The following is a 17,010-nucleotide window of genomic DNA, read 5'->3' on the forward strand; positions in this document are numbered from 1 at the left end:
CAACTTTTTGGCATTTTCTAGATTTCCTATGGCTCTATTTAGTGCTATTTATGACCTTTGTAAAATAAAAAGTGGTTCAATTTAAGTTTGGGCAAATTGCTCTTTTATATAGTTCAAAAAATGTAAATTTGCTAAAGTTTTATTAAAACGATAATTAGTATATGAATTCTACGGTGACAACGGCAGAGGAAACAAACGTTTGGGGTGGTGGTAACCAGCCATTGGGAGCAAGCTACGGTAAATTAATGATGTGGTTTTTCCTGGTATCGGATGCTTTAACATTTTCAGGCTTTTGGCGGCCTATGGTTTTTCAAGATTTAAATTTATTGAAACATGGCCCATTGCGGACGAGGTATTTACCCACGTTCCTTTTTTTCATGGTAACTATCCTATGATATATGTTGCCTTTATGACCTTTATTTTGATTATGTCGTCCGTTACTATGGTGTTGGCTGTGGATGCTGGTCATAAAATGAAAAAGAATGCCGTAATCTGGTATATGTTCGCTACAATTATTGGTGGTGCTATTTTCGTTGGTTCGCAAGCATGGGAATGGGAACGTTTATAAAGGGTGATCACGGCGCGTTAGAGACCAAAGGCGGTAGAATTTTACAGTTCGTAAAGGCTGATAGTGGCGAACGTGCTGCATTAAGGGATTTTGCAGTGACTATTCCTGGTGAAAGGGTGGCACATGAAAGAAAGAACGGTATTTGGTTTTTTGATGAAGGCGAACTTCCAACCTACTCCTTAAACGAGGTGATAGAAGTTTTAAAGCTGATCCAAATATTTTGATAAGAACTGAGTTGATCAATGAGGAAGGGGAAAAAACCCTTTTGGACAGAGAGGCGTCATTAGCCAAATTGGCAGATGCTACTATGGTCGTAGAAGGAGCCAACCTTATAAGAAATGAATATGGTAGCAGACTTTTTGCGATTTCTTCTTCTTTATAACTGGTTTTCACGGTTTCACGTATTTTCTGGTGTGGTGATCAATATCATTATATTCTTTAATGTTATTTTGGGTACCTACGAGAGAAGGGGGCACTATGAAATGTTGAAAAAATTGGTCTATACTGGCACTTTGTAGATTTGGTATGGGTATTTTGTATTTACCTTTTTCTACTTGGTTTAATTAAGACAGGGCAATAGTTCTACGATAGATATATTTAAAAGATTGTATTAAAATGGCACACGGGCATAAATTGGAAATTTTTAGGGGACTTGTTAAGTTTAAGTCCAATACACAAAAGATTTGGGGAGTTTTAGCGTTTCTAACGTTAATAACTGCAGTAGAGGTTGTTTTAGGTATTATAAAGCCAGTATCCTTAACAGATACCTACTTTTTGGGAATGAAGTTAATTAACTGGATATTTATTATTCTAACCTTGGTAAAGGCTTACTATATTGCATGGGATTTTATGCACCTAAGAGATGAAAAAGCATCGCTTAGAAGAGCAATTGTCTGGACTCCTATTTTCTTGATTATTTATCTGGTCTTTATATTGCTGGTAGAAGCGGATTATATTTATAATGTTTATAAAGACGGCTTTGTTAGTTGGAATTTCTAAGGTATTATTAACAGAATTAAAAGACGGTCTTAATGCCGTCTTTTTTATTTTTGTATAGTTTCTTTTTAAGCTGATTTTGGCAGGTACGGCAATGGATTTTATGCTAAATGCATTTATTTAATATGAAGAAGACCTTTATACTTGTGTTTTATTTGTGCTTCCTATAGTAGCATACCTATTTTTTGCCAGTGGTGTAAATAATTTTGGCAGATTGCCTGTGCTTACTGAAAATATCAGGAATTGAATGTTGTGGACAGTGAGGTCAAATTTAAGGACCATATCACCATATTAGGTTTTTTGGGTTCCAGTGTAGATAATAGAAAAGGAAATGCCTTCAACTTAAATCAGAAAATATATAAACGCTTTCACGAGTTTAAGGATTTTCAATTTGTAATGATGCTACCATATGGTGCGGAAGAAAAATCCAAAGAACTTAAAGAAGAACTTGCAACTTTGGCAGATGTAGAAAAATGGCATTTTGTATTTGACAGTCCCGAAAAAATCAAAGCGGTTTTTGAAAGTCTACAAACGGATATTTCATTAGGTGAAGATTTGGGTTCCCCTTATGTAATTTGTCATAGATAAGGACTTGGCACTTCGTGGGCGTACGGATGATGAGGATGATGGTACCAAGTACGGTTTTAATTCTAGCTTGGTGTCGGATCTGAACAATAAAATGGTAGATGATGTCAAAATTGTATTGGCAGAATATAGACTGGCACTGAAAAAGAATAACGCAGAAAGAACCAAGTAATGAATAAGAAATATACATATGTATGGGTGTCATTGATTGTTCTTATTTTTGGAATTATCGTCATACCTCGTATTGTAGATAGAATGTCTACCGGCACTGTTGTTCAGAATGATAGGCTAAACGGTGTTATTTCAAAACAAACGGATGATTTAGGTTATATCTTGCTAAATGGAAAGAAACGTAAAGTACCTTCTTTTTCTTTTGTAAACCAAGATAGTGTTGTTGTTACGGATAGGGATTATTTGGGCAAGGTGTACGTTGTGGATTTTTTCTTTACAAGATGTCCAAGTATATGTCCTGTAATGACCACAAACCTTGTTAGTTTAGAGAACACCTTCAAAGAAAACAATGAGTTTGGTATTGCATCATTTTCTATTACACCAAAGTTTGATACCCCATCGGTTTTGAGGCAATATGCCCAAAAATATAACATTAATACCGAGGTCTGGAATTTGCTGACTGGGGATAAAGAAGCCATTTATGATTTGGCCAATGGTGGGTTCAATATTTTTGCGGCGGAAATGCCTGAGGTTCCTCGGGTTTGAGCATTCCGGTCTGTTTGCATTGGTTGACAAAGAGGGATATCTTCGTTCTAGGAAGGATGAATTTGGTAATCCTATTGTCTATTACAGAGGGGCAATCCTGGAACAGGAAAAAACCAATGATCATGGCGAGACAGAGGAAATAGGTATTTTAAGGACCGATATTAAAAAATTGTTACAAGAATAAACAAAAATGTATGCAAGGGAAAGTTTCAGATGAACGGAATTTTAATAGGATGATTACGGTAGTTTCCATAGTAATTCCTGTTGTGGTAGCCTTACTTTTTGGAATTAAAATACCTAATGTGGCCCCATTATCTTTTTTGCCACCTATTTATGCAGCTATAAATGGTTTAACGGCCGTTTTATTATTGGTTGCGGTATGGGCCATAAAAAATGGTAATCAAAAATTACATCAAAATTTAATGACCGTCAATATTGTGTTATCGTTACTTTTTTTTGGTGATGTATATTGCATACCATATGACTTCAGATTCCACTCCATTTGGTGTGATGGCTTAATTTCATATGTATATTACTTTATTCTCATAACCCATATCATACTTTCCATAGCATTGATTCCTTTAGTGTTGAGAACTTATGCAAAAGCTTATCTTAAAAAGTTTGAGGAACATAGGTCCTTGCCAGATATACGTTTCCTGTTTGGTTGTATGTTGCAGTAACAGGGGTCGTAGTTTATTTAATGATATCTCCTTATTATGCGTACTAAAAAAATTATACTACTTATAATCATAGCCTTTGTATGTTTTCCTATAGATATGGATGCGCAATGTGCAATGTGTAGGGCGGTTTTGGAAAGCGAGTCTACTGGTAAGGCTGCGGAAGGTATCAATAACGGCATTGTTTATTTAATGGCGGTACCCTATGTATTGGTCGGTGGTCTGTTCTATTTCATCTATCGAAAAATGCGTACAACCTAATATGCAAATATTTTTTACCATTTAAGTGTAACAAACTTTAAATTGATTAGTCTTATAGTTGTGCAATAGCAATATTGCGCACATCAATCAATCAAACTAATCAATCATATGTTCGATCTAGAACGTTGGCAGGAAATTTTCGATACTATTCGCAAGAATAAACTGCGCACTTTCCTAACGGGTCTTTCCGTAGCTTCCGGAATCTTTATTTGGTCATCTTATTGGGGTTTGGGCAAGGTATGCAAAATGGTATCGCCAAGGAGTTTGAACAAATGCGGCTACCAGTGTTTGGGTGTGGCCGGGAGTTACTACAAAGGAATATAAGGGTATGAATCCTGGTAGGCGAATACAATTGCGCAATGAAAACTATGATTTTGCGGCTGTATTGCTGGCTGACAAAATTGAACATAAATCACCTCGACTATTTGTTAGAAATTCCTTTGTCAACTACGGTAAGGAATCATTGGCGTACAATGTACAAGGGGTAAGTGCCCAATTTCAGTTCATTGAGAATGAGTTTATGTCACAAGGTCGGTTTCTTAACCAGCAAGATGTAGACTTAAAATCAAAGGTTGCCATTATCAGCAATAAAATAAAGCGGAGGTTTTTAAGGACATTGAAAGCCCTATTGGTGAAATCCTTGATGTATCCGTTATTTCTTTAAAGATTGTTGGGGTTTATGGAGATATTGGAGGAGAGCGGGAAGAGGACCGCATCTATATTCCTATAAGCACGGCACAGCAAGTTTTCAATGGGGCGGACTATATTAATAACTTGGCCTATACATTACCTCCAGCCAAGGATTTTGAGACTGCCGTGGTACAATCCATTCAATTTAAAAATGCAATAAAATCTTATCTACAACAGGCGCATACCGTTGCTCCGGATGATACCAGTGCAAATACAGGTCTATAATCCTATGGAAGAGGCAAAACGTTTTTATTCCCTTATGGGGGGCATTAAGTTTTTCTTTTGGTTTGTAGGTGTCTGTACCATTATTGCGGGTATTGTGGGGGTGAGCAATATTATGCTTATAGTAGTTAAGGAAAGAACTAGGGAAATAGGCATACGAAAGGCATTGGGGGCCAAACCATGGTCCATAGTCGGTATGATATTGCATGAGGCTATTTTTATAACGGCAATAGCTGGTTTCTCTGGTCTTATTCTTAGTATGGGGCTATTGGAACTTGTAGGTCCCCATATAGAAGTTGACTATATACTCAATCCTTCCGTAGATTTTAATGTTGCATTGACTACGGTAATCGTATTGGTTGTGGCAGGTGCCATTGCAGGTTTTTTTCCTGCTTGGCGAGCGGCCAGAATCCATGTGATTGAAGCATTGCGTGATGAGTAGTATGTTAAACGCCACTGTTTGTGGTTGGATTAGTATTGGAATTAAATAAAGTAAACATGTTTAACCGAGACCGTTGGAAGGAAATTATGGAAGTCTTGTCAGGCAACGTCTTTAGAACGCTGGCAACCTCTTTTGGTGTGGTTGGGGTGTATTTATCCTAATTATTTTATTGGCGGCCGGTAAAGGGTTGGAGAACGGTATACGGGCAGATTTTGGGGATATTGCCACCAATACGATGTTTATGTGGTCACGAAGTACCACAATGCCCTATAAAGGGTTGCCTAAAGGAAGACAATTTCAGTTTTAAGGTAGAAGATGTTCAAGCTATTAGGGATAATGTGCCAAACTTACGTTTTATTTCCCCTCGTAATCAGTTAGGAGGTTTTGGTGGCGGAAATAATGTGGTAAGGGGACTTAAAATAGGGGCCTTTAATATCTATGGGACTATCCGAAATTATTCGCCAAGAACCCATGACCATCACATCGGGCAGATTTATTAACCAGAACGATATTGAGGACAAAAGAAAAATAGCGGTAATAGGGGACGGCGTACAAAACGAGCTTTACGATAAAGGTGAACAGGTTCTGGAACCTATATTAAAATTCAGGGGTCAACTTTATGGTCGTAGGTACTTATCAAAAAAAGAGCGAGGTGGAGGTGAAGAAGGGCAAAAGAAATTTTTGTACCGTTTACGGCTTTTTCCCAAGCCTTTAATATGGGGAATAATGTGGGTTGGATGGCCATAACAGCTCAAGATGGTAGCTCTATTAGTGATTTAAAGGAGAAAATTGTGAGTGTAGTCAAAGAAAAAAGGCGGGTACATCCAGATGATAAACGTGCTGTAGGCTATTTTGATCTCTATGAACAATTTAATAGGGTTGAGAGCCTTTTTGGGGCACTGCGGTGGGTGGCTTATTTTGTTGGAGTACTAGTCCTATTATCCGGAATTATAGGGGTGAGCAACATCATGTTGATCGTAATCAAAGAACGCACCAAGGAAATTGGTATCCGTAGGGCATTGGGAGAAGCACCTTGGTCTATTAAAAAACAGATATTGATGGAATCTATTTTCTTGACCATTATTTCCGGTATGATAGGTATTGTATTTGGCGCATCATTTATATATGGCGTGAATGCACTTTTAGATTCGGTCGGTCCCGTAGATATGTTCATAAATCCGAGTGTAAGCCTTGGGTGGTGCTAAGTGCATTGATCATCTTGGTCTTTTCAGGATTGCTTGCAGGCTTTATACCTGCCCAAAGCGCTATAAAAATTAGGCCTATAGAGGCATTAAGAACAGAATAATTACATTGATAAAATTATAACCGATCAAAAAATGAAAAAATCAGCAACTATTGTCATTCTTTTAATTATTGTTTTGGCCTTTGGTGGGTCTATGTATTATTTGTATCAAAAAAATGCTGAGGACCCGGTTGTTTATCAGACAGAAGAACCGTCCAAGCAGACGATTATAAGAAAAACAATGGCTACCGGTAGTATTTTACCTCTAGAGGAAGTATTGATCAAACCTAATATTTCTGGGGTGATAGATGAAATATTTGTAGAGGGCGGGGATTATGTACAGTCCGTGATTTGTTATGTACCATAAAGGTAGTGCCCAATTTAAGTGCATTGAACGATGCAAGAAACAATATTGATGAAGCCAAGATAAATTTGGATGATCAAGCAAGAAATTTGGCCCGGCAAAAAAGCCTGTTTGAGAAAGGTGTAATATCAAAGGTGGATTTAGAGAGAGCAGAAGTAACCTATAATCAGGCAAAGCAATCGTTCGCTGCCGCAAATAAGCGCTTTGATATTGTTAAGACCGGTACAACTGCCGGGTACGGTAATGCCGCAAATACGCAAATAAGGGCCACGGTAAGTGGTATGGTACTGGAAGTACCTGTGAAGTGGGCAACCAGGTTATAGAAAGCAACAATTTTAACGAGGGCACTACTATTGCGGCTATTGCGGATGTGGACAAAATGATATTTGAAGGAAAGGTCGATGAATCCGAAGTAGGCAAGATTAAGGAAAATCTACCTTTGGAAATTACGGTTGGTGCCATTGAGGACAAAGTTTTTTGATGCGGTTCTTGATTATATAGCCCCAAAGGGCAATGAAGAGAACGGCGCCATACAATTTGAAATTAAAGGGACCCTTAAAAAGCAGGATAGTGTATTCATTAGGGCCGGACTTAGCGCTAATGCCTCTATTATCCTTGCACGAGCGGACAGTGTTTTGGCCGTAAAGGAGGCATTGGTCCAATTTGACGACAAAACCAAAAAACCATTTGTGGAAATTGCTACCGGTGACCAGAAATTTGAGCGTAAGGATATTGAACTGGGCATAAGCGACGGTATTTACGTGCAAATAAATTCAGGTATCAAAGAAGGTGATAAATTAAGGTTTGGAACGAGGTCAAGCCAGATGAATTTGCCCAAAATCAATAAATTAAAAAAAATCCAAGAATTGATGTAACAATCTTAATCTAAATGAAAAACCTCATAAGAAACAGGAGCTTTAAGCGATGCTGGTTTTATCCTAAAAAATGCTTCGGAAACCCCACTGCTCAACTTATCAGCAACAAATATGGCACTTTACCACCGTATTTTCTTTTAGAACTATGGACCGTTTAAAGGTGTTGGATTCTTTCGTTGGCATTGCACCATTTAGCGTATACCTAATTTCACCGTAGGCATTTGGTTCTCCAATACTAACTGGGCCTCCTCATTGAACAAGCCCCCATCTGCTGCATAACCTTTTGCCGGTCTATTTAATCTTGGTTTTTTCAACTGTACCAAAGTAGGGTAATCATCTTCCACATTTTCACCCTCAAAAGCCTCAAGTACAGGTCTACCGATCCATGCACGTGGTGTTTTAATTTGAAGGGCGTATGCAACAGTTGCAGCATTGTCATATTGGTATACCGGATATTTTATCCTATAATCTTTTTTTATACCCTTGCCCCAAAGAATAAAAGGTATTTCAATTTCTTCCATAGATTCGCCACCATGCCCTTTGCCCTTACCGCCATGATCAGAACTAATGACTACCATAGTATTATCTGCCATACCAGATTTTGTAATGGCCTTCATAATTTCCGCCAATAATGAATCTGCCTTTTCAACCGCATGGTAATACTCTTTTGTACCGTGCCCAAACTCATGACCGGCGTGATCAATATGATCAAAGTGGACAAACGTAAATAAGGGTTTTTCTACTTGATATAGCTACTGGCGTTCACAGCCGTTTTTTTCCTCGGTAGCAGGATTTTCATCAAAGTCTACCGCATTCTTCTCAAATAACCGTCCAAAACCTCCCCAATGATAAATTGCTCCAATTTTTTCCGATGTTCTTTGCTCACGAATCAAATGAAAAATACTGGGAAACAAGAAAGGTTCGCTCTGTGTAACTGCGGGTAAAACTAAATTATCCTTCTCCCAAGCATTGGATGTAATACCGTGTTGTTCCGGTCCGGCACCCATAATCATAGAAGCCCAATTGGTACTTGAACTTGTGGGCAAAACTGCCCTTGCGTGCATGGTTGAAGCACCCTCTTCTATCATGGTATCAAAAGTAGGCGTATCAGCATTTTGGAGTCCGTCCGGACTCAACCCATCAAAACCGATCACCACAACATGGGTGGTTTCAGAACCCATTTATCCAACTTGTCATAATCACAAGACCATAGGGAGGTCATCCCTATGGTCAGTGTTATAATTGATGTGTACTTTTTAACCTTTTGCTTAATCAACATCCCACCAAAGTTTGGTATTAATATCATCGGCACCCATACTTTGTACAGCGGCATTGTAGTTTTCGCTATTGGTAGATTTCACAGAATTTGGATATTGAAAACGTACCGGAACCATACCATCGTTAACAGCATCTGGACCTGGAATTACTTCTGGCATTCCCGTTCTTCTCCAATCTGACCATCCTTCAAATCCGGTATAGAAAAGAGAAATCCATTTTTGAAGTGCGATTTTAGCCAAGTTGTCATCGGTATCGCCCGAAAGAGCTACGGCATTTTGCGCTACATAGCCATCAATGTCCGTTGCTTGCATAGCATTGGCAATATCAGACCATCCTCCGGCGGCAACTCTTTCTGTGTAATACTCAAAAGAAGCTCTAATTCCGTTTTCATAGTACGTAGTCGCATCACCTGTAGAAATGAATCCTCTTTCCGCAGCCTCTGCCAAAATGAACTGTAGTTCAGAGTAGCTCATAATAATGGTCTGTGAAGCGGTAGCAGATGCCTGCTCTGGGTTACATGCTCTACAGCCCAACAAAATACCCAATCTGGAAATGAAATTAGAGCCGGACTCATCTGGGTTTCCAGAGGGACTATATCCTAATGCCGCTTCATCATCCAACCCATTGGGCATACCTACATAATCATCAAAATTTTCAGAGAAAATTCCCTTTTCAGAAGCTGTGGTCGGCTGTGCGAAAACATACAATCTATTATCGTTCAAATCCTTTAAGCGAGTTTCTAAGGTTTGACTTAAACGAACCTCATCAAAACTACCACTGCGTGTGTCATATTTTGGCTGTGGGTTATCTGAATTCCATGTCACTACGGTCATATCCTCATTACTCTCAAAAATAGGATACGCAGAAGGGTTACTCGTAATCTGGATCATTCCCGCAACGGCAGTTGCATTATCCACATCACTGATACGCATTAGCAAACGCAATCTTAACGAATTGGCAAATTTTCTCCATTTTTCAATATCGCCGTCATAAAAAATATCACCTGAAATATTATCGGCATCGGTCAAAACCGTGTTTGCAGTTTCTAAATCTGCCAACATACCGGCATATATAGCACTTTGAGCATCAAAAGCAGGAGTAACATTACCATTCTCAATACCCATGGTAGCTTCAGAGTAAGGCACATCTCCGTAAGCATCGGTAACATAAGAATAGATCCATGATTTCATCACCAAGGCGACGCCGTAATAATTCTGTGCATCTTCGTTAGCTTCGGTATCCCTAATAATATTTTCTACATCTCTTAGAGATGCATATGCGTTATCATAAGGATCACCGGAAGGAGACCAGTTATAGGTATCACCACTGGTAAACTGAAGTCTTGCCCCATATTGTACTACGGTAAAACCTTCTTCCCAACCTTGATCGCCCCAATTATAGGCCATCTCTCTTTGTACGCCCGGCAACAATAATCCCGGCTCTGCAGAAGCAGGATAGTTAGGGTTTATATTGATCGTTTCAAAATCTTCGGTACAGCTTACCGCCAATACCAAAGCACATATAATTAATAATGTTTTTTTCATGATTTCTTTAATTAATAGTTTCTTCTACTCTTAGAAATTAACCTGTAAATTGAAGGTAAACGAACGTGAACTTGGGTAAGACATATTTTCAATACCCGGTTGTAGCGTACCACCCGATACCCCAACCGTTTCAGGGTCGAAATGAGGATTGTCCGTCCATAGAATCAGGTTTCTACCAGTTACAGAAATTCTAGCATTGGTGATCGGTAATTGATCGATCATTTTTGCGGAAAAGAATATCCTAAAGAAACCTCTCTAAGTTTGGTATAAGAGGCATCATACTTTGCGGCTTCTACATTATCCCTTTCATAATATCTGTTGTTGAATGTTCTAGCATCCACATTTACGGTATTTGGCACATAATTAGGACTTTCTGCAGTACCGGTATTTACTACACCTTCAGCTACGATACCCGTTTCTCTACCTTCCAATGTTTCCTGCAGTTGACCAGAAGTACTACCAATGGTCTTAGTCCTAGATACTACGATACCCCCTTGTCTGGTATCGATCAAGAATCCTAGGTCAACATTCTTATATTTGAACGTATTTTGCATGCCCAAAGTAAAATCTGGGGCATAATCGCCTTGGTATACCAAATCATCTGTTCGTTCCGGAATACCTTGGTTATTAATGATCATTTGACCAAAATACTCGCTATCCTCATCTTCTACCCTTTGAAAACCTCTACCATAAATAGCACTGATAGAACCTCCTTCACGGGCTTGAATATATGCCCCGTTCGCTGAAGTTAAGGTGAACTGGATATCATCTCCTAAATCGGTCACTTCACTTTTGTTGGTAGCAAAGTTGAATGTAGAGCTCCATTTAAAGTTATCTGTAAGTACCGGAACAAAGTTGGCGATAGCTTCAAAACCGTAGTTACGTACCTCGCCCGCATTGATCAACTGACTGCTATAACCACTGGCAATATCCGTACTAATATTTATGATCTGGTTTTTGGTAGCACTATCATAATAGGTCATATCCAAATTAATTCTACTTTGTAGAAAACGCAGATCCAGACCAAATTCATAAGAGCCGGTTATCTCTGGTTTCAAATTTGAATTTGGTATCAGTGAAGATTCTGTCAGTATAGGGGTAGAACTATCAAATTGAGTCTCATTTTGGTAAAAACTACGCAATCTATACGCATCGGTATCATTACCTACCTCAGCATAAGCAGCCCTTACCTTGGCAAACGTTACCCAGTCTGGCATATTGAACATATCACTGGCAATGGCACTTAATGTAACCGACGGATAGAAATATGAATTATTACCTTCTGGCAATGTACTAGACCAGTCGTTTCTTCCTGTAATGTCCATAAACAATACATTGTCATAGCCAAATCTGGCATAACCGTATAAACTATTGATGCGCTTTTCACTGTTGTTAGAGCTCACTTGCACCGCCTGTCTACTATTGTTAAATGAATACACCCCAGGATTGATCAACTGTGGAGCTACACTTTTTGTAAAGTCTTGCTTTTGACGTAATTGGTTTCCACCTGCGGAAATATTTAAATTAAATTTTTCCCCAAAGGTTTTATTATAACTCAGCAAGAAATCAGAATTACTTTCTTCAAAGAAAATATTATCTTCTTGGTATGTCCCAAAAGGAAAACGCTGCGTACTGAACGCTCTTTTACGAACCCTAAAATCTCTATAGAAATCACGACCGCTACGAAGCAACAACTTCCAGTTTTCGCTAATATCATAAGTAAGGCTAACATTACCGAACATACGATCCTTATCTTGCGCATTGGTATTCTCATACATAGTAAAATAAGGGTTATCGTGGTAGTTGTAGTTGTAGTTAAACTGCTGTATACCCTCTAGACCAGGTTGCCAATAATCTCTAAGGTTATTGGTATTCAATTGGCGCCCGTACCAAATGAACAGGTACATGATACTTTCCGTACCGTAACCTACTGCAGGTCTATTGTCACTATCTGTCTTTACATAATTAAGATTGGCATTTACCTTTACTTTATCCGATACATTCATGGTTCCGGAAAAACTTAAGGTATTCCTATTGAGATCAGTATTGGGCAATGTACCTTCTTGATCCAAGTTCTGAAACGACAATCTCATGTTTCCCATTTCACCACTTTTAGAAATGGCAATACTATTGGTTTTTGTAATACCAGTTTCAAAGAAATCTTTTGTATTATCAGGTTGAGACACCCATGGTGTAGGAATAATATCGGCATTACTCACCGAGGTGTCACCACCTCTGGTTCCATCTGTTCTTGGCGAGTCAAATTGTGCAATCATAAGTCCGGTATCCAATCTTGGACCCCAACTTTCATCAACACCATCGGCAATACCGGAACCACTACCATCTACAAAAGAAAACTGTTGGTTGTTCCCTTGTCCGTACTCATTTGCCAGTCTGGCAGCATTAATACATTTTCTACGGTAATGCCCGTATTAAAAGAAACACCAAGCTTACTACTTTGGGATTTCCCTTTTTAGTTGTTATGATAATAGCACCGTTTGCCGCTCTTGATCCATAAAGCGCTGCTGCAGCCGGTCCTTTTAGTACGTTGATCGATTCTATATCTTGCGGATTGATTTCAGCTGCACCATTACCATAATCTACACTCTGCGTACCTGATCCACTAGAACCAACAATTTCATTACTGATAGGAGTACCATCTACAATGAACAATGGCGAGTTACCATTAATGTTCAGAGAAGCATCACCACGAATAGAAACCCTTGCCGAGCCACCCAATCCGGTTGGGCTGTTGGTAATTTGTAAACCGGCCACCTTACCGGACATACTGTTCAATAAGTTTGGCTCCCGTGCCTGAACAACCTCGTCATTATCCAATTCTTGAGAGGCGTAACCCAAAGATTTTTTCTCTCTTTCTATTCCCAATGCGGTAACTACAACCTCATCTAGTTGTTGAGAATCGGGCTGTAAATTTATGGTGCCCGTAATTTTATTCGCTGTATTATACTCCTGAGCAATATACCCAATATAGGACACCACTAAAATGTCATTTGAACCGTTCAGTTCAATACTGAAGTTGCCATCAAAATCTGTGGCCACCCCGTTCGTTGTTCCTTTCACTATTACAGTAGCACCAGGTAAAGGAACTTGGTTTTCGTCTAACACCTTACCCGTAAATACCGTTTGGGCATGTGCTACAAAACTTGCTAAAAACACAAGCATTGCAATTAATAATGTTTTTTTCATTTTGTTCGTATTTGTAAACTTTGGTTTGTTAGTTTAGCAAATATCTAAATGAAAATTCAATGACAAGCCTATTACACATTAAGCAATTGCAACTATTACAAGGCTAAAGTTAGCTTAAGGTTAGTTAAACATTATTTACAAATATGCAAAATGTAAGTTTTATGTTAAGTCCCTGCACCATGGCTGATTACAGCTGTAGCACCTACCAAAAAACAATACATTTTATTTTTCATTATGTTTGTAGGAGAACACTTATCAATGGATGATTACCTTATTGGAATTGGCAAACGGATCAAAGAAATTCGTAAAAACGGGAATTTGACTATTAGTGAAATTGCCATGCGCGCCGGAGTAACAGCAGGACTTATTTCTAGAATAGAAAATGGTAGAACAATTCCCTCATTACCCGTACTATTAAAAATTATAAGTTCCTTGGATATTGAAGTGACCGATTTTTTTAGCGGACTACCACAATCTAACGGAGCCAATTTTATTGTTTCTAGAAAAGAGGATAATACCTTTATTGAAAAAGAAGACGATGCTATCGGATTTTCTTATTCGCTTATTTTTGGCAAACAGCTTAATAGCCTAGGTTTTGAAGCCGTATTATTACACGTACACCCCAACTCTAAAAGAGACAAGGTAAAAACCGATGCCTACGAATTCAAATACATGCTCTCGGGAGAATGTTACTACATTATTGACGAAGAAGAAGTACTTATAAAAGTAGGGGATTCTATTTTCTTTGATGGTAGAATTGCCCATGTCCCAGAAAACAGGAGCAACAATACGGCAACTATGTTGGTACTTTACTTTTTCATATAGCCAACCAGAACATGTAAATAAAAAAAAGCCACGATCAGTGGCTTTTTTTATTTTTATTTTACTTTTTAAGATAGTAATAGCAGCTGCCTTAATTCGGTTAAGCTATCAAGAACATGGGTTGGGTTTGCACTTAATAACTGATGTCTGGTATGTGCGCCAGTGGTCACCCCGATCGTAACCCCACAATTTGCATTTTTACCCTCTTCAATATCGATTATGGAATCACCAGCTTTTAGCACCAGTTCTTCATCATGAACGTTAAGTTTCATCATTGCCTCCACGATCATATCTGGATTAGGCCTACCAAGAACCACATCATCTGCCGTTACTAAAACATCATACTGCTTGCCTTTGGTCCAATTCATTTTATTTAATAATAACTGGGCGGTTTTACTATCGTACCCTGTATTCAAAGCTACTTTAATGCCATTTTCTTTTAATGACAGTAACATCTGTTCTACCCCTTCATAACTACCTACGTCTAGCTTATGGTATGCTTCATTAAGCAACACCTTAAAATCTTCAAAAATGGAAGCTGCCATTTCTGCATCAACACTACCGATGTCTGCTATAATAATATCTTTTATTGCTTGATGTTTTTCTTTACCGGCACCGTGTTCTAGCACAAAATCCAAGGTCAATTGAAAACCTCTCTCATTGATCGCCTTTTGTAAAGTCTTATATACTACATTGTCTTCATTGACAACAGTACCTGCCATATCAAATACGGCCAATTTAATTGTATGCATGCTAAATATTAAAAATTTGTTGAATGTTCTGTTTTGAAAAACCTGCACTACCGGTCATTCCCTTACCCCCAATACCGGTAACAATATGAATATTCCTATCTATGGTGCGCTCATAAATATCAGAATTCTTACATTGAGAATACATGCCAAACCAACGCTGTTCAATTTCATAGGTGGGCAGGCTAAAAATTTCTTTGGCCCTGGTTAGCATTAAATCATCAATATCCATATTTAAGTCGAACCCGAGATCATCAATATTGTCCGCATCTGCATATTCATGAGAATCCCCAAGAATAACCCCACCATCCATAGCTTGTTTAAATAGAATGTGTACTCCCCATTTTTTCTCAAGACTATCCATTGGTTCTTTGGATTTGATCTTTAAATAAGACGGACACTCAGCAAAAGCCTCATATCTTCTAATGGAAAGTCCCGTTAAAATAGATCCGCTAATTTTAAAATCGCCTTGTGATTTGGTTTTCATCATTTGTAACTTAGAAACCTCTAAATCACTAGTGGAAAATAGTTCTGGATACAACGTTTTAAAATCGCTACCATTACAGATAATTACCTTTGCAGACATCAACATTCTACCGTTTGCCAATTGAGTGCTTACTTCATTTTTAAGCGCATTGCATTCAATTACCTTAGCCTTATAAAAAATGCTTACCCCTTTTTTCTTTAAATATTTATGTACACGACCGATCATGGTTCGAGGTTCTACCGTAATTTCCTCAGGAAAGAATAAGCCAGCTTTTACGTACCGCTCATTTAATCCTGGGTATTTTCTAAGACATTCCGTCTTTGTAAAAAGAATAGAAGTGTAATCATTGGCTCGGTTAATTTCCTTCAACTCTTCAATTAGCTGAATCTCATCATCATTAGAAGCCAAATAAATAGATCCTTCTTGCCGTACCGAAATATCAAATTTAGCATGGATCTTCTTATATATCCTTAAGCTTTTACGACCGTATTGTTGCCATTTGGTATTCATACCAGAGGGTACCACCTGTCCAAAATTGCGAACTGTAGCCCCTTTGGGCATAGCATCTTTTTCGAGCAAAGCTACTTTTAACCCTTTCTTCATGGCATGATAGGCATGAAAAGTACCTAACACACCACCACCAACTACAACTAAATCATACTCAATATCTGCCATTAACCATGGGGATTTTAAAATGGATACTAGAATTATTTTGCTTGTATTTCCTTTGAAAATAGAACATGGATACAATAGAAACACCTACACCCAAAAAGGCAATACAGTAGGTAGCACCCATGAAAAACTGTAGCCAAGAACTATTTGGACTTCCAAAATTTTTATAAAGTAGTACCGCCATACTACCCAAGTAACCAAAGGAATCTGCAATATAAATAAGGTAACCAGCATTACCTTTAATAGAAAAAGTAGCGATCATCCGATCAAAAAAGATACAATTGAACGGCACATAGCAGGCATAAAGTCCAAAACCGATACACACCATCCAATACACAGGCTGAAGGGCGCCTTGTTGAAATAAAAAGGTAGAAACCCCTACCAGCACACTTGCCAGTATCAACAAGAAATGAAACCCCATAAAAGCCCTAAAGTATATTATTTATCAACCCGAACAACCCCAATACGAGTAACACCAAAAATGCTATTGGAAGTTCAGATAATGTAAAATAGAAGCATCACCGGCATACCCCACACTGTCCCATAATTCTCTAGAAAAATTATCCCTAAAATCCCGTAACGCGTTAAGCGCAGTATAAAAGACCACAAAA

The 17,010-nt window shown here is 38.4% G+C and carries 21 protein-coding genes and 5 pseudogenes; 15 read left to right on the forward strand and 11 right to left on the reverse strand.

The features are described 5' to 3' along the window. Positions 1–161: 161 nt before the first annotated feature. The 14 genes and pseudogenes from Q2T41_RS19605 (at position 162) to Q2T41_RS19645 (ending at position 7,612) form a co-directional block, all read left to right on the forward strand. Positions 162–1,131: pseudogene (locus Q2T41_RS19605) on the forward strand (cytochrome c oxidase subunit 3). 52 nt (positions 1,132–1,183) lie between these two features. Next, positions 1,184–1,567: a cytochrome C oxidase subunit IV family protein gene (locus tag Q2T41_RS19610; protein WP_089259350.1), complete on the forward strand. Its 384-nt coding sequence runs from the start codon at positions 1,184–1,186 to the stop codon at positions 1,565–1,567. 240 nt (positions 1,568–1,807) lie between these two features. Next, positions 1,808–2,152, forward strand: a complete 345-nt coding sequence (locus tag Q2T41_RS20905) for a hypothetical protein (protein ID WP_367186932.1) — start codon at positions 1,808–1,810, stop codon at positions 2,150–2,152. Between the two features lie 4 nt (positions 2,153–2,156). Next, complete coding sequence (locus tag Q2T41_RS20910; RefSeq protein ID WP_367186933.1) at positions 2,157–2,321, forward strand: hypothetical protein; 165 nt, start codon at positions 2,157–2,159, stop codon at positions 2,319–2,321. Continuing rightward, positions 2,321–2,866 (forward strand): SCO family protein, encoded by a 546-nt coding sequence (locus Q2T41_RS19620; protein WP_367186934.1) that lies wholly within the window; start codon positions 2,321–2,323, stop codon positions 2,864–2,866. The genes Q2T41_RS20910 and Q2T41_RS19620 overlap by 1 nt, the downstream gene beginning before the upstream one ends. 19 nt (positions 2,867–2,885) lie before the next feature. Then, positions 2,886–3,050 (forward strand): hypothetical protein, encoded by a 165-nt coding sequence (locus Q2T41_RS20915; RefSeq protein WP_367186935.1) that lies wholly within the window; start codon positions 2,886–2,888, stop codon positions 3,048–3,050. Between the two features lie 10 nt (positions 3,051–3,060). After that, on the forward strand, positions 3,061–3,546 hold the full coding sequence (locus tag Q2T41_RS19625; protein WP_304437518.1) for a DUF420 domain-containing protein: 486 nt from the start codon (positions 3,061–3,063) through the stop codon (positions 3,544–3,546). 36 nt (positions 3,547–3,582) lie between these two features. Further along, positions 3,583–3,804 (forward strand): hypothetical protein, encoded by a 222-nt coding sequence (locus Q2T41_RS19630; protein WP_144804559.1) that lies wholly within the window; start codon positions 3,583–3,585, stop codon positions 3,802–3,804. A 108-nt stretch (positions 3,805–3,912) separates the two neighbouring features. Further along, positions 3,913–5,158, forward strand: a pseudogene (locus Q2T41_RS19635) (ABC transporter permease). Between the two features lie 20 nt (positions 5,159–5,178). Next, positions 5,179–5,319 carry a hypothetical protein gene (locus Q2T41_RS20920; protein WP_367186936.1) on the forward strand — a complete coding sequence of 47 codons (141 nt, stop codon included), beginning with the start codon at positions 5,179–5,181 and terminating at the stop codon, positions 5,317–5,319. A gap of 60 nt (positions 5,320–5,379) precedes the next feature. Continuing rightward, complete coding sequence (locus Q2T41_RS20925; RefSeq protein ID WP_367186937.1) at positions 5,380–5,658, forward strand: hypothetical protein; 279 nt, start codon at positions 5,380–5,382, stop codon at positions 5,656–5,658. Continuing rightward, the gene (locus Q2T41_RS20930; RefSeq protein ID WP_367186938.1) at positions 5,597–5,905 is read left to right on the forward strand and encodes a hypothetical protein; all 309 of its coding nucleotides are present in this window, start codon (positions 5,597–5,599) and stop codon (positions 5,903–5,905) included. The genes Q2T41_RS20925 and Q2T41_RS20930 overlap by 62 nt, the downstream gene beginning before the upstream one ends. Next, positions 5,875–6,363, forward strand: coding sequence for an ABC transporter permease (locus Q2T41_RS20935; RefSeq protein WP_367186939.1), 489 nt, complete (start codon positions 5,875–5,877; stop codon positions 6,361–6,363). Before Q2T41_RS20930 ends, Q2T41_RS20935 begins: the two co-directional genes overlap by 31 nt. Before the next feature lie 132 nt (positions 6,364–6,495). Then, a pseudogene (locus tag Q2T41_RS19645) lies at positions 6,496–7,612 on the forward strand (efflux RND transporter periplasmic adaptor subunit). 127 nt (positions 7,613–7,739) lie between these two features. On the opposite strand, the gene Q2T41_RS20940 reads toward Q2T41_RS19645, so the two are convergent. The 8 genes and pseudogenes from Q2T41_RS20940 to Q2T41_RS19680 all read right to left on the reverse strand — a co-directional run bounded on the left by Q2T41_RS20940 (position 7,740) and on the right by Q2T41_RS19680 (position 13,669). After that, positions 7,740–7,823: a hypothetical protein gene (locus Q2T41_RS20940; protein WP_367186940.1), complete on the reverse strand. Its 84-nt coding sequence runs from the start codon at positions 7,821–7,823 to the stop codon at positions 7,740–7,742. Between the two features lie 8 nt (positions 7,824–7,831). Beyond that, positions 7,832–8,371 (reverse strand): annotated as a pseudogene (locus tag Q2T41_RS19650) (alkaline phosphatase family protein); the annotation flags it as partial. Positions 8,372–8,392: 21 nt separating this feature from the next. Then, complete coding sequence (locus tag Q2T41_RS19655) at positions 8,393–8,821, reverse strand: alkaline phosphatase family protein (protein ID WP_304437519.1); 429 nt, start codon at positions 8,819–8,821, stop codon at positions 8,393–8,395. Beyond that, positions 8,791–8,919 carry a hypothetical protein gene (locus tag Q2T41_RS19660; protein ID WP_304437520.1) on the reverse strand — a complete coding sequence of 43 codons (129 nt, stop codon included), beginning with the start codon at positions 8,917–8,919 and terminating at the stop codon, positions 8,791–8,793. The genes Q2T41_RS19655 and Q2T41_RS19660 overlap by 31 nt, the downstream gene beginning before the upstream one ends. Continuing rightward, positions 8,909–10,462 carry a SusD/RagB family nutrient-binding outer membrane lipoprotein gene (locus Q2T41_RS19665; RefSeq protein WP_304436520.1) on the reverse strand — a complete coding sequence of 518 codons (1,554 nt, stop codon included), beginning with the start codon at positions 10,460–10,462 and terminating at the stop codon, positions 8,909–8,911. Before Q2T41_RS19665 ends, Q2T41_RS19660 begins: the two co-directional genes overlap by 11 nt. A gap of 30 nt (positions 10,463–10,492) precedes the next feature. Next, positions 10,493–10,684 (reverse strand): hypothetical protein, encoded by a 192-nt coding sequence (locus Q2T41_RS19670; RefSeq protein ID WP_304437521.1) that lies wholly within the window; start codon positions 10,682–10,684, stop codon positions 10,493–10,495. Beyond that, positions 10,681–12,738 carry a TonB-dependent receptor domain-containing protein gene (locus tag Q2T41_RS19675; protein ID WP_304437522.1) on the reverse strand — a complete coding sequence of 686 codons (2,058 nt, stop codon included), beginning with the start codon at positions 12,736–12,738 and terminating at the stop codon, positions 10,681–10,683. The genes Q2T41_RS19670 and Q2T41_RS19675 overlap by 4 nt, the downstream gene beginning before the upstream one ends. Positions 12,739–12,877: 139 nt before the next feature. Continuing rightward, positions 12,878–13,669, reverse strand: coding sequence for a carboxypeptidase-like regulatory domain-containing protein (locus tag Q2T41_RS19680; protein WP_304437523.1), 792 nt, complete (start codon positions 13,667–13,669; stop codon positions 12,878–12,880). A 258-nt stretch (positions 13,670–13,927) separates the two neighbouring features. Between Q2T41_RS19680 and Q2T41_RS19685 the strand changes: the two genes are divergently transcribed. Beyond that, the gene (locus Q2T41_RS19685; protein WP_304437449.1) at positions 13,928–14,494 is read left to right on the forward strand and encodes a helix-turn-helix domain-containing protein; all 567 of its coding nucleotides are present in this window, start codon (positions 13,928–13,930) and stop codon (positions 14,492–14,494) included. Positions 14,495–14,559: 65 nt separating this feature from the next. On the opposite strand, the gene Q2T41_RS19690 is transcribed toward Q2T41_RS19685, so the two are convergent. From Q2T41_RS19690 to Q2T41_RS19700, 3 genes and pseudogenes are all read right to left on the reverse strand, one after another. After that, on the reverse strand, positions 14,560–15,243 hold the full coding sequence (locus Q2T41_RS19690; RefSeq protein ID WP_304436518.1) for a phosphonatase-like hydrolase: 684 nt from the start codon (positions 15,241–15,243) through the stop codon (positions 14,560–14,562). A gap of 1 nt (position 15,244) precedes the next feature. Beyond that, a complete protein-coding gene (locus Q2T41_RS19695) occupies positions 15,245–16,402 on the reverse strand; it encodes a TIGR03364 family FAD-dependent oxidoreductase (protein WP_304436517.1) in 1,158 nt (385 codons plus the stop codon). Then, positions 16,389–17,006: pseudogene (locus Q2T41_RS19700) on the reverse strand (DUF5690 family protein). Before Q2T41_RS19700 ends, Q2T41_RS19695 begins: the two are co-directional and overlap by 14 nt. Positions 17,007–17,010: the final 4 nt, after the last annotated feature.

The organism is Maribacter confluentis (genome assembly GCF_030505015.1).
GTDB classification, from domain to species: domain Bacteria; phylum Bacteroidota; class Bacteroidia; order Flavobacteriales; family Flavobacteriaceae; genus Maribacter; species Maribacter sedimenticola.

What these genes read in the sequence shown, in the direction of transcription:
- Q2T41_RS20940 (WP_367186940.1), bottom strand. Translation starts at nt 7,823, where the DNA reads ATGCCAACGAAAGAATCCAACACCTTTAAACGGTCCATAGTTCTAAAA.
- Q2T41_RS19620 (WP_367186934.1), top strand. Translation starts at nt 2,321, where the DNA reads ATGAATAAGAAATATACATATGTATGGGTGTCATTGATTGTTCTTATT.
- Q2T41_RS20935 (WP_367186939.1), top strand. Translation starts at nt 5,875, where the DNA reads ATGGGGAATAATGTGGGTTGGATGGCCATAACAGCTCAAGATGGTAGC.
- Q2T41_RS19690 (WP_304436518.1), bottom strand. Translation starts at nt 15,243, where the DNA reads ATGCATACAATTAAATTGGCCGTATTTGATATGGCAGGTACTGTTGTC.
- Q2T41_RS19610 (WP_089259350.1), top strand. Translation starts at nt 1,184, where the DNA reads ATGGCACACGGGCATAAATTGGAAATTTTTAGGGGACTTGTTAAGTTT.
- Q2T41_RS19625 (WP_304437518.1), top strand. Translation starts at nt 3,061, where the DNA reads ATGCAAGGGAAAGTTTCAGATGAACGGAATTTTAATAGGATGATTACG.
- Q2T41_RS19680 (WP_304437523.1), bottom strand. Translation starts at nt 13,669, where the DNA reads ATGAAAAAAACATTATTAATTGCAATGCTTGTGTTTTTAGCAAGTTTT.
- Q2T41_RS19675 (WP_304437522.1), bottom strand. Translation starts at nt 12,738, where the DNA reads ATGATTGCACAATTTGACTCGCCAAGAACAGATGGAACCAGAGGTGGT.
- Q2T41_RS20930 (WP_367186938.1), top strand. Translation starts at nt 5,597, where the DNA reads ATGGGACTATCCGAAATTATTCGCCAAGAACCCATGACCATCACATCG.
- Q2T41_RS19670 (WP_304437521.1), bottom strand. Translation starts at nt 10,684, where the DNA reads ATGATCGATCAATTACCGATCACCAATGCTAGAATTTCTGTAACTGGT.
- Q2T41_RS19665 (WP_304436520.1), bottom strand. Translation starts at nt 10,462, where the DNA reads ATGAAAAAAACATTATTAATTATATGTGCTTTGGTATTGGCGGTAAGC.
- Q2T41_RS19695 (WP_304436517.1), bottom strand. Translation starts at nt 16,402, where the DNA reads ATGGCAGATATTGAGTATGATTTAGTTGTAGTTGGTGGTGGTGTGTTA.
- Q2T41_RS19685 (WP_304437449.1), top strand. Translation starts at nt 13,928, where the DNA reads ATGGATGATTACCTTATTGGAATTGGCAAACGGATCAAAGAAATTCGT.
- Q2T41_RS19655 (WP_304437519.1), bottom strand. Translation starts at nt 8,821, where the DNA reads ATGGGTTCTGAAACCACCCATGTTGTGGTGATCGGTTTTGATGGGTTG.
- Q2T41_RS19630 (WP_144804559.1), top strand. Translation starts at nt 3,583, where the DNA reads ATGCGTACTAAAAAAATTATACTACTTATAATCATAGCCTTTGTATGT.
- Q2T41_RS19660 (WP_304437520.1), bottom strand. Translation starts at nt 8,919, where the DNA reads ATGTTGATTAAGCAAAAGGTTAAAAAGTACACATCAATTATAACACTG.